The organism is Streptomyces fodineus, from assembly GCF_001735805.1.
In the GTDB taxonomy this organism is placed as follows: Bacteria; Actinomycetota; Actinomycetes; order Streptomycetales; family Streptomycetaceae; genus Streptomyces; species Streptomyces fodineus.
In genome coordinates this window covers 2088533-2102876 of record NZ_CP017248.1, presented here as the reverse complement: position 1 = coordinate 2102876, position 14344 = coordinate 2088533, and the positions used below count along the sequence as shown (strand labels likewise).

10 protein-coding genes are annotated in these 14344 nt (G+C 69.1%); 5 read left to right on the top strand and 5 right to left on the bottom strand.

The annotated features are described in order from the left end of the window. The first annotated feature begins 55 nt into the window (after positions 1–55). Together BFF78_RS08455 and BFF78_RS08450 are read left to right on the top strand one after the other, a co-directional pair. A complete protein-coding gene (locus BFF78_RS08455; protein ID WP_069777716.1) occupies positions 56–3007 on the top strand; it encodes a helicase-related protein in 2952 nt (983 codons plus the stop codon). Then, complete coding sequence (locus tag BFF78_RS08450; protein ID WP_069777715.1) at positions 3004–7164, top strand: Eco57I restriction-modification methylase domain-containing protein; 4161 nt, start codon at positions 3004–3006, stop codon at positions 7162–7164. The genes BFF78_RS08455 and BFF78_RS08450 overlap by 4 nt, the downstream gene beginning before the upstream one ends. A 24-nt stretch (positions 7165–7188) precedes the next feature. Here the strand turns inward: BFF78_RS08450 and BFF78_RS08445 are convergent, their stop codons facing one another. Both BFF78_RS08445 and BFF78_RS08440 read right to left on the bottom strand, forming a co-directional pair. Further along, entirely contained in the window at positions 7189–7392 is a 204-nt protein-coding gene (locus BFF78_RS08445; RefSeq protein WP_069777714.1) for a DUF397 domain-containing protein, read from the bottom strand. Then, positions 7389–8264: a helix-turn-helix domain-containing protein gene (locus BFF78_RS08440; protein WP_069777713.1), complete on the bottom strand. Its 876-nt coding sequence runs from the start codon at positions 8262–8264 to the stop codon at positions 7389–7391. Before BFF78_RS08440 ends, BFF78_RS08445 begins: the two co-directional genes overlap by 4 nt. A 163-nt stretch (positions 8265–8427) precedes the next feature. On the opposite strand from BFF78_RS08440, the gene BFF78_RS08435 reads away from it, so the two are divergent. The 3 genes from BFF78_RS08435 (at position 8428) to BFF78_RS08425 (ending at position 10637) form a co-directional block, all read left to right on the top strand. Next, positions 8428–8919: an ATP-binding protein gene (locus BFF78_RS08435; protein WP_069777712.1), complete on the top strand. Its 492-nt coding sequence runs from the start codon at positions 8428–8430 to the stop codon at positions 8917–8919. A 102-nt stretch (positions 8920–9021) separates the two neighbouring features. Beyond that, a complete protein-coding gene (locus BFF78_RS08430; RefSeq protein ID WP_227025770.1) occupies positions 9022–10092 on the top strand; it encodes a ParA family protein in 1071 nt (356 codons plus the stop codon). Next, the gene (locus tag BFF78_RS08425; RefSeq protein WP_069777710.1) at positions 10089–10637 is read left to right on the top strand and encodes a hypothetical protein; all 549 of its coding nucleotides are present in this window, start codon (positions 10089–10091) and stop codon (positions 10635–10637) included. The genes BFF78_RS08430 and BFF78_RS08425 overlap by 4 nt, the downstream gene beginning before the upstream one ends. 272 nt (positions 10638–10909) lie before the next feature. On the opposite strand, the gene BFF78_RS08420 is transcribed toward BFF78_RS08425, so the two are convergent. From BFF78_RS08420 to BFF78_RS48045, 3 genes are all read right to left on the bottom strand, one after another. Continuing rightward, entirely contained in the window at positions 10910–13531 is a 2622-nt protein-coding gene (locus BFF78_RS08420) for a GmrSD restriction endonuclease domain-containing protein (protein WP_069777709.1), read from the bottom strand. Between the two features lie 67 nt (positions 13532–13598). After that, positions 13599–13862 carry a hypothetical protein gene (locus BFF78_RS48050; RefSeq protein ID WP_227025769.1) on the bottom strand — a complete coding sequence of 88 codons (264 nt, stop codon included), beginning with the start codon at positions 13860–13862 and terminating at the stop codon, positions 13599–13601. A 232-nt stretch (positions 13863–14094) separates the two neighbouring features. Next, positions 14095–14310, bottom strand: coding sequence for a hypothetical protein (locus BFF78_RS48045; RefSeq protein WP_227025768.1), 216 nt, complete (start codon positions 14308–14310; stop codon positions 14095–14097). Positions 14311–14344 lie beyond the last annotated feature (34 nt).

Sequence of the window (14344 nt, the reverse complement as noted above, 5' to 3'; positions counted from 1 at the left end):
CCGCCCTGGCTGACCCGCCCGAACGACCCCTACCGCCCCGACCCGGAAGGCCCGCATGACCACCGCCGCCCAGCCGACCCGGCCGTACGCCGTCGGTTCCCTCGTCCACGCCCGGGGCCGTGAGTGGGTCGTGCTGCCCGACTCCACACCCGACCTGCTCGTCCTGCGCCCGCTCGGTGGCGCCGACGACGACATCGCGGGCGTCCTGCCCGGCCTGGAGACCGTGGTCCAGGCTACTTTCGCCCCGCCCACCCCCTCCGACCTGGGCGACCAGCAGGCGGCCGGGCTGCTGCGCACCGCCCTGCGTATCGGCTTCCGCTCCGGCGCGGGCCCTTTCCGTTCGCTCGCCTCGATCGCCGTCGACCCGCGCCCATACCAGCTGGTGCCGCTGCTGATGGCGCTGCGCCAGGACACCGTCCGGCTGCTGATCGCCGACGACGTCGGTATCGGCAAGACGGTCGAGGCCGGGCTGATCGCCGCCGAGCTGCTGGCGCAGGGCGACGCCCGAGGCCTGGTCGTGCTGTGCTCGCCCGCCCTGGCCGAACAGTGGCGAGCCGAGCTGTACGGCAAGTTCGGCGTCGACGCCCGTCTCGTGCTGCCGTCCACGATCGGCCGTCTGGAGCGGGAGACCCCGTACGGCCAGTCGGTGTTCCGCCCGGAAGGCGCGTACGTCGTCTCCACCGACTTCATCAAGTCCCCCCGCCACCGCGAGGACTTCCTGCGCCACTGCCCCGACCTGGTGATCGTCGACGAGGCGCACTCCTGCGTCTCCGACACCACGGTCGGCGCTTCGGCCCGCTCCTCCCAGCAGCGGTACGCGCTGCTGCGAGCCCTCGCCGACCGGACCGACCGCCACCTCCTGCTGGTCACGGCCACCCCGCACAGCGGTAAGGAAGAGCCCTTCCGCCGCCTGATCGGTCTGCTCGACGACCGCCTGGCCGCCGTCCCCCTCGACACCGACGCGGGCCGCAGGCTGCTCGCCGAGTTCTTCGTGCAGCGCCGCCGCGCCGACATCCGCGAGGACTTCCAGGACGGCGCGCACTTCCCGTCCTCCCGGGACACCGCCGAGACCGCCTACACCCTGCACCGCGACTACAAGAAGCTCCTCGACGAGGTCCTGTCGTACGCCCGTGAGACCGTACGGGCGGCCGACGGTGCCCTGCAGCAGCGCCAGCGCTGGTGGTCCACCCTCGCCCTGCTGCGCACCCTGTCCTCCTCTCCGGCCGCCGCCGTGCAGTCCCTGAACACGCGTGCCGGCGTCGAGGAGGCGGACACCCCCGCCGAGGCGGACCGCACTGGGGAGCGCACCGTCTCCGACCCGGCCGACAGCGAGACCCCCGAGTCCGCGGACGCGGTACCGGGCACACGGCTGCCCGCAGCCACCACTGACGACGGCGACAGTGAGGTCGACGACGAGGAGAAGGCCCGCCTGGTCGCCATGGCCGAATCGGCCAAGAAGCTCTATGGCCCGACCCGCGACGCCAAACTGAAGAAGCTGATCACCACCGTCTCCGACCTCCTCGACCAGGGCTACCGGCCCATCGTCTTCTGCCGCTACATCGCGACCGCCGACTACGTGGCCGACCACCTCAAGAAAATCCTCAACAAGAAGGGCACCGAACACCCGGTCGCGGTCGCCTCCGTCACCGGCGAACTCTCACCCGACCAGCGAGTCACCCGCATCGCCGAGCTGACCGGCACCGACGAGGAGGGCAATCCCGCGCCCGAGCGCCGCGTCCTGGTCGCCACCGACTGCCTCTCCGAGGGCGTCAACCTCCAGGAGTCCTTCGACGCGGTCCTCCACTACGACCTCGCCTGGAACCCGACCCGCCACGAGCAGCGCGAGGGCCGCGTCGACCGCTTCGGTCAGCGCACCGACGTCGTCAAGGCGCTCACCCTGTACGGCGCCGACAACCCCGTCGACGGCATCGTCCTCAACGTCCTGCTGCGCAAGCACGAGCGCATCCGCCGTGTCACCGGCATCTCCGTGCCCGTGCCGCAGGAGTCCGAGAGCGCCATGCAGGCCGTGTTCGAGGGTCTGATCCTGCGCGGCGAGCGGTCGGCGTACGAGCAGGAAGGGCTGTTCGCGCAGGAGGAGGTGGCCGAGCAGCTGGAGATCGCCTGGCAGTCCTCCGCCGAGCGGGAGAAGCGCTACCGCTCCCGCTACGCCCAGCTCACCATCAAGAAGGACGAGGTGGCCGCCGAGGTCGACGAGATCCGTGCCGCGCTCGGCACCGGCGAGGAGGTACGGGACTTCACCCGCCGCGCCCTGGGCGCCCTGCGCGGTATGCCCGCGGCGACGAAGCAGGGCGGATTCACCGCGCACACCGACGCCCTCCCGCAGGGCCTGCGCGACACCGTCTCCCACGCGCTCGGCCCCCGCCATCCCCGCCCGGTCGTCTTCCACGACGCCCCCAGCGCCCCGCGTGGCGAGGCCGCCCTCACCCGCACCGACCCGGTGGTCGCCGCCGTCGCCCGCTTCGTCCTGGACGCGGCCCTCGACGACGCCGGCAAGGTACCCGAGTGGCAGCGCCCCGCCCGCCGCTGCGGAGTCGTCCGCACGAAGGCCGTGGAGCGGAACACCACGCTCCTGCTCGTGCGCCACCGCTTCCAGCTGAACCTGCCCGCCCGCGACGGCTCGGTGCGCGAGCAGCTCGCCGAGGATGCCCGCGTGGTCGCCTACCGCGGCAGGCCCGACGCCCCCGACTGGCTGCCGGAGGACGAGGCCGTGGCTCTCCTCGAAGCCCGCGCGACGCAGAACACCGACCCCAAGTTCGCCACCGAGCACATCGCCGAGATCCTGGCCGCCCTGCCCGCGATCATGCCCGAACTACGGGAGCAGTCGGCCGAGTTGGGCCGGGTCCTGGAGGCCTCGCACCGCAGGGTCCGCACCGCCTCCCGCGCCCGTCTCGCGGGCCTGAAGGTCGTCCCCCAGGGCGACCCGGACATCCTGGGCGTGTACCACTACCGCCCGGCCCCGACGTTTCCCCAGGGAGTGGGCGCATGAGCACCGCCAGGACCCTCGTGACCGACTCCGTCGCCACCGTCGGTGGCCTCCTGCCGTACGACCTCCTGGTCCGCATCAAGGAAGGCAAGGAGCAGACCGGCTCCAAGCCCGCCGACTACCGCCTGTACGCCAAGGGCGACTCGGTACGGGATGCCGCCGAGCGCTCCTGGGGCTACCTGCGCGGCGTGTGGGCCGCCTACCAGGACGCCCTGGTCCGCGACGGCGCCGACGCCGACCCCGGCGTGCACGCGGTCGGCGTCACCACCGAACGCTGGCTGCTGCCCCTCTTCGAGCAGCTCGGCTTCGGCGCCCTCGCCCCCGTCCCCGCGCCCGGCCTGCCCTCCCGCGACGAGGAGAAGGACTTCGAGGTCAGCCACCAGTGGGCGCACATCCCCGTCCACCTCACCGGCTGGAACGTTCCCCTCGACACGCGCACCACCGAACTGGCCAAGCAGGCCCCCCAGTCGATGGTGCAGGAGTACCTCAACCGCTCGGCGGACTCCACCCTCTGGGGCGTCCTCTCCAACGGCCGCCAGCTGCGCCTGCTGCGCGAGTCCGCGTCCCTCACCGGCGCCGCGTTCATCGAGTTCGACCTCCGGGCGATCTTCGACGGCGACCGCTCCGACGACTTCGTCCTGCTGTGGCGCCTGCTGCACCGCACCCGCTTCGAGCCCCGCGGCGAGGGCGAGCCGGCCGCGACCTGCCCCCTGGAGAAGTGGCGCACCGAGGCCATCGACAGCGGCACCCGCGCTCTGAAGGAACTCCGCAAGGGCGTCGAGAAGGCCCTGACCGTGATCGGCACGGGCCTGATCGCCCACCCCGACAACGCGGACCTCCGCGACGCCCTGCGCACCCGCGACAAGAACGTCCGCGACGACCTCCACCCCGCCCTGCTCCGCCTCGCCTACCGCCTGCTGTTCCTCTTCGTCACCGAGGACCGAGACCTGCTCCTGCACCCCGACGCCACCGAGCAGGCCCGCGACACGTACGAGAAGTACTTCTCCACGGCCCGCCTGCGCCGCGTCGCCCGCCGCACCGGCACCCTGCACGGTGACCAGTGGCAGGCGCTGCGGCTGGTCATCGAGGGTCTCGGCAAGCCCGGCGGCCGCCCCGAACTCGGACTCCCGGCGCTGGGCGGCCTGTTCGAGCCCACTACCACGGACGCGATCCTGGACGGCCTCAGCCTTTCCAACCAGTCCCTGTACGAGGCCGTACGCGCCTTGTCCGAGGTGTACGACGCCAAACTCGGCCGTCCCCGAAAGGTCGACTACCGCCACCTCGGCGCCGACGAGCTCGGCTCGGTCTACGAGTCCCTGCTCGAACTGGAGCCGCGCCTCGGCGAGGGCAACGAGTACGTCCTGGCCAAGCTGGACGGAAACGACCGCAAGACCTCCGGCTCCTACTACACCCCGTCCCCGCTTATCGACTGCCTCCTCGACTCCACCCTCGACCCGGTCATCGCCCAGGCCGTCCGCTCCGGTACGACGCAGAAGGAACGCGAGGACGCACTGCTCGCCCTGACGGTGTGCGACCCCGCCTGCGGCTCCGGCCACTTCCTGGTCGCCGCCGCCCGCCGCATCGCCCGCCGCCTCGCCGAGATCCGCACGGACGACCCCGAGCCGAGCGCCGAGGACGTACGGCACGCGCTGCGCGACGTCATCTCCCGGTGCGTGTACGGCGTCGACCTCAATGAGATGGCCGTGGAGCTGGCCAAGGTGTCGTTGTGGATCGAGGCGATGAGGCCGGGCCGCCCGCTCACCTTCCTCGACGCCCACATCAAGCACGGCAACGGGTTGCTGGGCACCACGCCGAAGCTGCTGGCCGAGGGCCTGCCCGACGATGCGTTCAAGCCGCTTGAGGGCGACGATTCGAAGCACGTCACCGACCTGAAGAAGCGCAACGCGGCGGAGCGGACCGCGTGGAAGATCGCACTGCGCCACGGGGCGAACCAGGACGCCCTGTTCGCGGAGGAGGAAGTGCTTGCCGAGTCCAACTCGGCGTTCGGCGAGACGGTCTCGGCGATCACCGGGACGGACTCGGAGGAGCTGGAGGACGTCCAGAACCAGGCCAAGGCGTACCGCGAGCTGACCACGTCCCCGGACTACATCCGGGCGCTGGAGCTGGCCGACGCGTGGTGCGCGGCGTTCGTCTGGAAGAAGACGAAGACAGCGACTCCGCCCTCGCTGACCACGAAGTCCCTGCTCACCCTGCACTCCGAGGACGGCGGCGCGAGCCTGCCGCACGGCACCGTGGAGGAGGTCGTGCGGCTGCGGGAGGAGTACCGGTTCTTCCACTGGCACCTGGAGTTCCCGGAGGTGTTCCGGGTTCCGGCGAATGCGAAGGCGCCGGGGGTGGACGAGCGGACCGGGTGGAAGGGCGGGTTCAGTTGTGTGCTGGGGAATCCGCCGTGGGAGACCCTTGAGTTCAAGACCGAGGAGTACTTCGCCACCGTGGCTCCGAAGATCGCCAACGCCCCGAACCAGGCGGCACGTCAGGCCCTGATCGACGGGCTCGCCGAGAGCGAGGACGAGGCTGATCGGGAACTGTACGCCGAGTACATCGCCGACAAGCGGCTGTCCGACGGCTTTTCCCATCTCGCGCGCTGGTCGGCCCGGTTCCCGCTGGCCGCACGCGGCAAGCTGAACACATACCCGCTGTTCGCGGAGGCGGCGTCGCACGGGATCGCGCCGCGAGGGCGCTTCGGACTGGTCCTGCAGACGGGCATCGCCACGGACGCGACGACGGCACCGTTCTTCTCGGACTTGGTGCGCTCGAAGCGGCTGGTGTCGTTCTTGGACTTCAAGAACGAGGCGTGGGTGCTGAGCCGGGACGTGCACCATTCGACGCGCTTCTGTCTGCTCACGGTCACTGGCCGGGAGGAGCAGGTCCGGGAGGCTTCCTTCGCGTTCGGGACCTGGTACATGGAGGACCTGCCTGCCCGCCGGTTCACCATGCCGCTGGAGGAGATCCTGCTGGTCAACCCGAACACCGGGAACCTCCCGGTGTTCGAATCCCGTCGCGACGCGGAGATCACCTTCGGCGTCTACAGCCGAGTCCCGGTTCTGCTCAAGGAGCCGGACGAATACGGCAGGGGCGGCAGCAACCCGTGGGGGCTGACCTTCCGGCAAGGCCTGTTCAACATGGCCTCCGACTCCCACCTGTTCAAGGGCAAGCAGGAACTGGTGGACGAGGGCTGGCAGTTGACCGGCAACGTCTTCACGCGCATCGATGAAGAGGGGAAGACGCGCCGCTATCTCCCGCTCTACGAGGCGAAGATGCTCCACCACTTCGACCACCGCCTCGGCACGTACGAGGGCCAGACTCAGGCCCAGGCCAACGTCGGCACCCTCCCGCGCGTGACGCCGGAACAGCACGACGACCCCGACTTCGCGCCGCTGCCCCGGTACTGGGTGCCGGAGCAGGATGTGGACTCCGGCAAGCGGGACAAGAAGGGGAACCGGATCATGTGGGCGGGGGTGGAGACGCGGCTGGCAGACAAGAAGTGGTACGAGAACTGGCTTCTGGGGTGGCGTGACGTGGCTCGGTCCACCGACACCCGAACCATGATCAGTTCGGCGCTTCCCGCTTACGGGGTAGGGGACAAGTTCCTGCTGGCCTTCGCGCCCGACGATGCTGCCGTTCTTCTCTCGGTCTTCAACTCGTTCGTCTTCGACTACGTGACGAGGCAGAAGCTGTCCGGTACCGCGCTGAAGTACTTCGTGCTACGCCAGCTCCCTGCCGCCACACGCATTGAAATCGCGGCGTTGGATGGCCTGCTCGGCGGTAACGCGATGAGCTGGATTACCTCACGCTCGTTGGAACTCTCGTACACATCCCAAGACATGGCTCCCTTCGCCAGGCACCACAGAGACGAGGGTGCCCCCTTCCGGTGGGACGGCGCACGCCGCGAACTTCTCCGTGCGGAGCTGGACGCGGCACTGTTCCATGTGTACGGACTCAGCCACGCGGACGTGGAGTACGTGATGGACACGTTCCCCACGGTCAGAAAGCGGGAGGAGGCCCTACTGGGGACTTACCGAACCAAGGACCTCATCCTCGACATCTACGATCGTATGGAGAACGCGCGAGCGGTTGGCGACGAGTACCGAACCGTGCTGGACCCGCCGCCGGGCAAGGGGCCGCGTCACGCGGCCTGAGCGCCGCAGCCTGGGGCGGGTGGGTCAGAACCCATCCCGCCCGAGGTCCGCGACGAACTCAGCCCACGCATCCTGCGTGAAGGCAAGCTGTGGACCGGCGCCCCGCTCCTTGGAGTCCCGTACGCGGACGGCGGTCCCGTCGGCGGAGACCTCCAGGCATTCGCCGCCCTCGTTGCCGCTGTAGCTGCTCTTGAACCAGACAAGTCGCGCGGGTTCCGCAGTGTTCATCGTTCCCCCAGCAAGGTTTCGATCAGGGATAGGGACTCACGCATGGTGAGTGCTTGTCCCCTGATGCTGCCGTACCGTGCGGCCAGGATACGGACTTCCTCCGGGTCCGTGATCAACCGGCTGGAGTTCTGCGCTTCGGTGTATCCCAACTGTGCTTTCCCCTTGGGTGTGAGGAGCACGAACGCACCACCCATCCCCGCGTGCTCGCTGCGGTCGGTCGGCATCACTTGCAGCTCCACATTGCGCAGTCGCCCGAGTTTGAGTAGCTGCTCCAGCTGCTCCCCGTGGACTTCTTGCCCGCCAAGAGGGCGCCGCAACACCGTCTCCTCGATGACGGCGCTGATCATGGGCGGGGGCCAACTGGTAAGGATCTCCTGACGGCCCATCCGAGAGATCACCCGGTGCTCGATCGTCTCCTCATCCAGCAGCGGCTTGCGCATCTCGTACAGGGCACGGGTCCGCCGCTCGGTCTGGAACAGGCCCGGAATGTCATGGTTGTTGTAGAAGTTGATCTCAACCGCGTCCCGCTCCAGCCGCGCATAATCCCTGAACCACTCCGGATGCCGCACTCTGCGCCGCGCCCGCGCCCGCTCCACATCCTCCGCAGCCGAAGCCAGCAGCCCCCCGCACTCCAACAACTCATCGACCGCGAACAGCAGTTCGGGCTGAGGAGTCCGCCGCCCCCGCTCAACGGACGAGATGGTCTCCTCCCCGTACCCGAGCCGGTCGCCCAGCTCCTTCTGGCTCATCCCGGCCCGTACCCGCGCGACCTTGATCTGCCGCCCGAGCGCCCGAAACAGGTCAGCCACCTCGTCCGTACCGTCCGCTTCACCGCCGGTGGGAACCCCCGAACCGCCCGCCTGTGCCGCCATCCCGTACCACCGCCCACTTCCATCGCACCAGGGACGAACCGCCGGACGTCCGGCCAGGTCACGGCCGTACGCCCGGACATCCCGCCCTCCACACCGGGACAGTCACCCTCCGTACCGCCCCACACCCTCCACACGGTAGAAGCACTCCGTCACTCTCGGTGAGGTGATCCAGCAAACCGTCACCGTCACCGGTGAACCGACCGCCACCACCCACCATTTCCGCCTCGCGTTCCCCACCAGCAGACACGGCGCCCACACCGCCCGCCGCGCAGCCGAGCGCTGGCTCGCCGACCAGCGCGACTGTCCGGAGGTCACGGCCGGCGACGAGGTCGCGGCCACGGCCTCCCTCCTCATCGCGGAACTCACCGCGAACGCCGCCCTGCACGGCCGCGTACGGGGCCGCCACGCCCGCCTCGCCCTGACCCTCACGGCCGGCACCCTGCGCATCGAGGTCACGGACGCCCGGGGTGACCGCCTGCCCGAACCGGCACCAGGCAGAGGCAGCGACGGAGTTGGGGACGGAGAGTCGGGGCGCGGCCTGCTCCTCGTCGCCTCGCTTGCCGATGCCTGGGGATGCGAGCCACACCATCCCGGCGGCAAGACAGTCTGGGCGGAGTGCGGCCGGCGTGCACCAGCGCTCAACGGGGGCGCGTGAACACAACTATGCACCTACCCGCAGGAGTTGGGGATTGACGCTGATCGTGAACGGCCTTCACGCTTAACAGGTAATCGTGAAGACCGTTCACGGGGAGATGTCATGGAAGGCATGCCCGAGGCGGATGACCAACTCGTCGGACTGTTCGAAGTGGCGGAGATGGCGGGGGTCGGTCGGACGGTCGTAGCAAATTGGCGCGCCCGTGACAAACACTTCCCCGCTCCCGTCGCGGACCTGCGGAGCGGGCCGGTTTTCCGGGCGAGTCAGATTCAGCGCTACCTCAGACGGAGGAAGAAGCACATGGCCCCCAAAGCCCATGTCATCTCGACCATCAACCTGAAGGGCGGTGTCGGGAAGACCACCACCACGGCCGGACTCGCGGAGTTCCTGTCCGCGGAGTTCCGCAAGCGGGTCCTGGTGGTCGATCTCGACCCGCAGACCAATCTGACCACGGTCCTGATCGGGGAGGAGAAGTGGGAGGAGCTCAACGACGAGGGATACACCCTGGCGACCCTGTTCAAGGACGCACTGCGGCCCGAGGACGAGCCTCTGGAGTTCGACCTGGAGAAGACGCTCCAGCGCAATGTCTCTTCGGTGGATGCGGTGACGAAGGTGGACCTCCTGCCTTCTTCGCTGGACCTCATCGACGTCCAGGATCGCCTGGCGTCGATGCCCAGGGGGCGTTTCCACGCCAACAACCCCACCGATCTCCTGCGCAAGGCGATCCGGAAGATCATCGATGACTACGACTACGTGCTCGTCGACTGCCCTCCCAACCTCGGAATCGTCACTCTGAACGGTCTGCGCATCTCCGAGGGATATATCATCCCGACCATCCCTGATGTCTTGTCCACCTACGGAATCCCTCAGATCCAGCGGCGTGTGCGGGCCTTCGCGGAAGACCTTGGGGAGACCATCAAAGAGATCGGCATCGTCATCACGAAATACAAGGCCAATTCGACGGTCCACTGGAACACCGTCAGGCGACTTCAGGGCGACAAGAAGCTCCCCGCCGTGCTGCCGACCTTCATCCCCGAGAAGAACGACATCGCCGGTTCGGCGGAGTTCGTCGGTCGCGGTACCCTGCGGCAGAAGTACGGCTACCAGGGCGGGTTCGACGCTTTCCGCGGCATGACGCAGGAGTTCATCGAACTGGTCGAGGAGAAGGCGTGACCGAGCAGAGCGACAGTCGGCCCGAGGACAATGGTCTCCTGAATGCCCAGGTGCGGGAGGCCGAAGAAGCCCTGACCAAGCTTGGCGCCTCCGACCCGGAGCTCGCGGCGACGCTCGCGCGTGTCCTCGGCGTGGTGGCGTCCGAAGCCGCACGCACGACACGCTTCGCCCGAGCACTGGCCAAGGCGCTGACGCCTTCCGATGCGCAGACCGCGTCTAGGCCGGCCGAACGCCCGAGGCGTAGCCGGCGAGCTCCGGGAGTGATCGACCCGTTCGCGGTGTTCGCCGAGACCGGAGAGGCGGGACTCCGCTCGAGCCTGGGCGAGCTCGGCCTCGAACAACTGCGGGACATCGTCTCCGAACACGGGATGGACCACGACCGGCTGGCGCTGAAGTGGAAGGATCCTCAACGGGTCATCGACCGCATCGTGGAACGCGTCGAATCGCGGACAGCCAAGGGAGCCGCCTTCCGGGGACGGCCGGAACAGCCCGCTCTGCGGCACGATGAGGCCGCCGGCCCGGCGGCCGAGGACTCGTCGCCCTGAGGCAACCGGGCGCGACGCGGCAAACGCCTCGCGTCCGCCGCCCAGGCCAAGGCCATCCGCATCGAGCGGCGCGTACAGGACCGCACCGTCCTGCTGTTCGACGACCTGTTCACCACCGGTCAGCAGATGCAGGCCGCTGCCTGCCTGTTGTGGGAGGCGGGCGCGACCGAGGTGAGGGGATTGGTCCTCGCTGGCGCCCCTTGGCGAGGGGCGGACCGCCAGGGGGCGCTCTTCGACTCGTGACGATCGACTGGTACCCCTGGGTCCCCGACTCAGTCCCGGCTTTCCCAGCGGTCCCGGACCCACATCAGAGCCTCGACGAGCAGCTCTCGGTTGCGATCCTTCTCCAGAACGGACAGCGGGAAGCTGGGGGCCGGTCCCCGGCCCGGCTCTCTCTCCTGAAGGTCGATACCTTCAAGTTCATTGAGAAGCCGGAGGAATTCGGCACGCAGGGCGGGGCGGGCGGACGGCTCCGTTACCGCCAGCCACTGGAAGTCGAGATAGGCCGTGCCGCCCAGTCCGCAGCCAGGGGTGAAGCCCATCGGTGAGATCACACTGTCTGGGGCGCCCGCCTCCTCCAGGGTGAGTATCGCACCGCTGCCGCTGGCCTTCGTGCCGCCGGGGTGGTATACGGTGCCGCCGATTTCTTCCCAGCGTGCGAGGAGGCCGCGCACCGCCTCCACCGTCCCCGGCGAATTGTCCTCCGCGAGCTCACGGAAGAACCGCCTCTCGGGGGAGTTCTCCGCCACGAGCTGCAGGTAGAACGAGTCGGCGTCCGTCTCCTCACCCTGGCTCTCCGGGGCGCTCTGCGTTGTGTCCTCCTCGCTGTCGGCCGGGTCGTCGGCTTCGCTGACCAGCGACGCAAGCTCGTCGGCGGAGAGGCGCTGCGCCGGATCGGCTGCCCCGCCGGCCGTGAAGCGCACGCCGTCGTCGCTCAGCCGGGCGCGGACGTCTCCTCCCGCGTCCTGAGGCGCCCAGCGGAAGCCGTCGGAGACCTTGCCCTCGGAGGTGAGCACCCGGTACGCGTTGGCCACCCCTGGCGTATTAGCCAGATGATTGCCCACGGCCTGGGCGCCGGAGCCGATGAAGGCCGCGAGATCGCCGTACGACGTCCAGGTGCCGTGGGGGAGCGCGGCGAGCACCTGGTGCGCCAGGTTCCAGTCCCGGCTCCGCTCCGCTCGGCCGACTCCGCGCAGCGGGGCCGGCCACAGCGCGATCGTGCGGTCGGCGAGTTCGTCGGCACGGGCGCGGATCTCGTCCGCGCCCCACCGCTCCGTGGTGGCGATGCGGCGGTTCATCTCCAGATGGCTGCCCTGGAGCAGCCCCTGCTTGCGCTCGAATGGGTGATTGGACAGCTCCGAGTTGACCGCGGTGAGCGTCAGGTTCCCAAGCGTGTGCTGAAGCCGGGAGTGCAGGTCCTCCGCGCTCTCGCCGTCGACCACGTCCTCGCTCAGCATCCGGAGCCACTCGTCGCCCGGCGACTGCGGCATGACATGCTCGATGGTGAGCTGCGCGGTGGCGAAGTCGACCGGTTCGGGATGCTCGTAGCTTTCCTCCAGCCGCTGGAGCACCATCTTGCGCTGGTGCCCGCGGCCGAACTTGTAGAAGGGCGCCGTCCGGACCTTCTCGCGCAGCTCGTCGTCATCGGGCCAGAAGCGGTTCTCTGCGGAGAGGAGCTGGTGCAGCCCGTCGGCGACAGCCACGTCCAGCGGGAGCTGCCCGGGCACCGCCTGGAAGATCCTGTTGAGGTTGTTCGTCGGCACCCGGCACATCATCCGGCGCACCAGGAAGCTCTCGATGTACGACATCGCACGGGCCGTGTCCGCAGAGTCCAGCTCCCCGCGCTGACGCCGGTCGAGTAGCAGCATCAGCGCGGGATAGGTGACCTGGGCCTGCCAGGTGTCCAGCCGGTGCAGATGGGCGCGGACCGCTTCGTTCGCCTCCTTCTCGGGGTGGAGCAGCCGACGGAAGAGCGCGCCGCGCCGGTACAACTCCTTGATGTACGCCTCGATCTCCGCCTCGCTGACCTCACCCCGCTCGAAGCGCTGCTGCTGAGCCGCGTACAGGTCCTGGCGGCGAACCCGGTCGTCCCCGTCGAGCACCAACTGAAGCCACATGAGCTGTTCCAGCTCGTCGTTGCTCAGACTGTCCTGCAGCGGAAGCCAGTAGGTCTCGTAGATGTGCTCACCGCGGGTGGGCAGCCGCATGAACAGGTAGTTGCGCAGCAGGTCGGCCTGGCTCAGCTTGAGGCCGGTGTTGTTGAGGGACTCGAAGATGCGGTGCACGTTGTCCGCGCGTTCGGCTGTCACCGCCACCAAGGTGAGCCGGGAGGTGATGGCCTCCTCGATGCGGAGCACGTCCTGCGGGGCGGCCGGATCGGCGGCCTCGACGAGCTTGCGGCGGAAGAAGCCGTAGGCGGCGGCGACGGCTCCGCCGGCGGCCTGCTCCGAGAGCGGCCCGCGAACGTATGCCGCGAACTGCGCCCGGTCAGCCTGGGTCGGCAGTAGCCGGAGGCGATCGCTGCCGTTCTTGCGCTTGTTGATGAGGTATTCCTCGTCGATGCGCTCGGCCTCGTCGGGCTCGCCGTCCGCTATGTGGTCGCGGATCGCGGCCAGGGCGAGCGACAGCGTGGTCAGCCGCTGCTGACCGTCGACGACGAGCCAGCGGGGGAACGTCGCTTCGTTCTGCGGCGACGGCGCGAGCACCACGGACCCCAGGAAGTGTGTGCTCGCCTTCTCCCCGGACTCCAGCAGCTCGGCCTGCTCCAGGATGTCGGTCCACAACTGTCTGAGCTGCTTCTCCGTCCAGGAGTAAGTCCGCTGATAGAGCGGCACCTGGAACTGCTGTGCCCTGCCCTGGACGAGATCGGCGAACAGCGTCTCCTTCGCCTGCACGGCGTCCCCCTCGGTGATCGGTTCGGTCGTAGCGCGTGGGAAGGACCTTAGGGCTTCCCGCTGACAGTCAGGGGCGTTTCAAGCCCTCGTCCAGGCACGCGCACCACAGCGCGTGGGCCCGGTCCATCTCGTCCAGTGCCGCCCGGGTGAACCGGGCTTCCATGAAGGCTCGGTCGACGATCCGTGCCGTGAGTGAGACCAGGTGCGCCGCGACCTGTTCCACCCGCTCCCCGCGCACCCGGTCCTGAACCCGTTCCAGGCGTTCCTGACGTTCCCACAGGTCGGCGAGGCTCGCGCCCAGCTCTTCCTCGTCGTCGTACACGGACGGCACGCGGGGCAGCAGGTCGGCGGTGAGAGCGGGGACGGAGTCCAGAGTGGCCGGCTCGTCCGGTCCATCGTTGCCGAGGATGCGGTTGGCGATCGTACGGACGGCCTCGGAGCGTTCGACGCGCGCCGCCTGGGCCGGCAGGGCGCCGAGCAGTGCCGGGACCTCGACCCGGGCCCGGCGCCGCAGGGTCTCCGCGAGTGCGGTCGTCAGGTCCTCGCCCAGGTCCGAGGCGTCGTCAAGTACGTCGTTCGCCGCGCCGACCTCCTCGAAGGCGCGCTGCGCGGTGCGGGCCGCCTCGGTGAGCAGGGGTGATGTCCTCGGCGGTCGGCTTCACGCCCGCCTTCAGCCGGGCCACGGCCGCGTCCAGAGGGTCACCGGCCAGATCGAAGATGTCCACGTAGTCGTCTTCCAGGGCGAGTTGGCCGTCCGTATCCGGTTCCAGCAGTGTCATCTCCCCAACAACCCCCGCGCTCGCGATGCCCCTG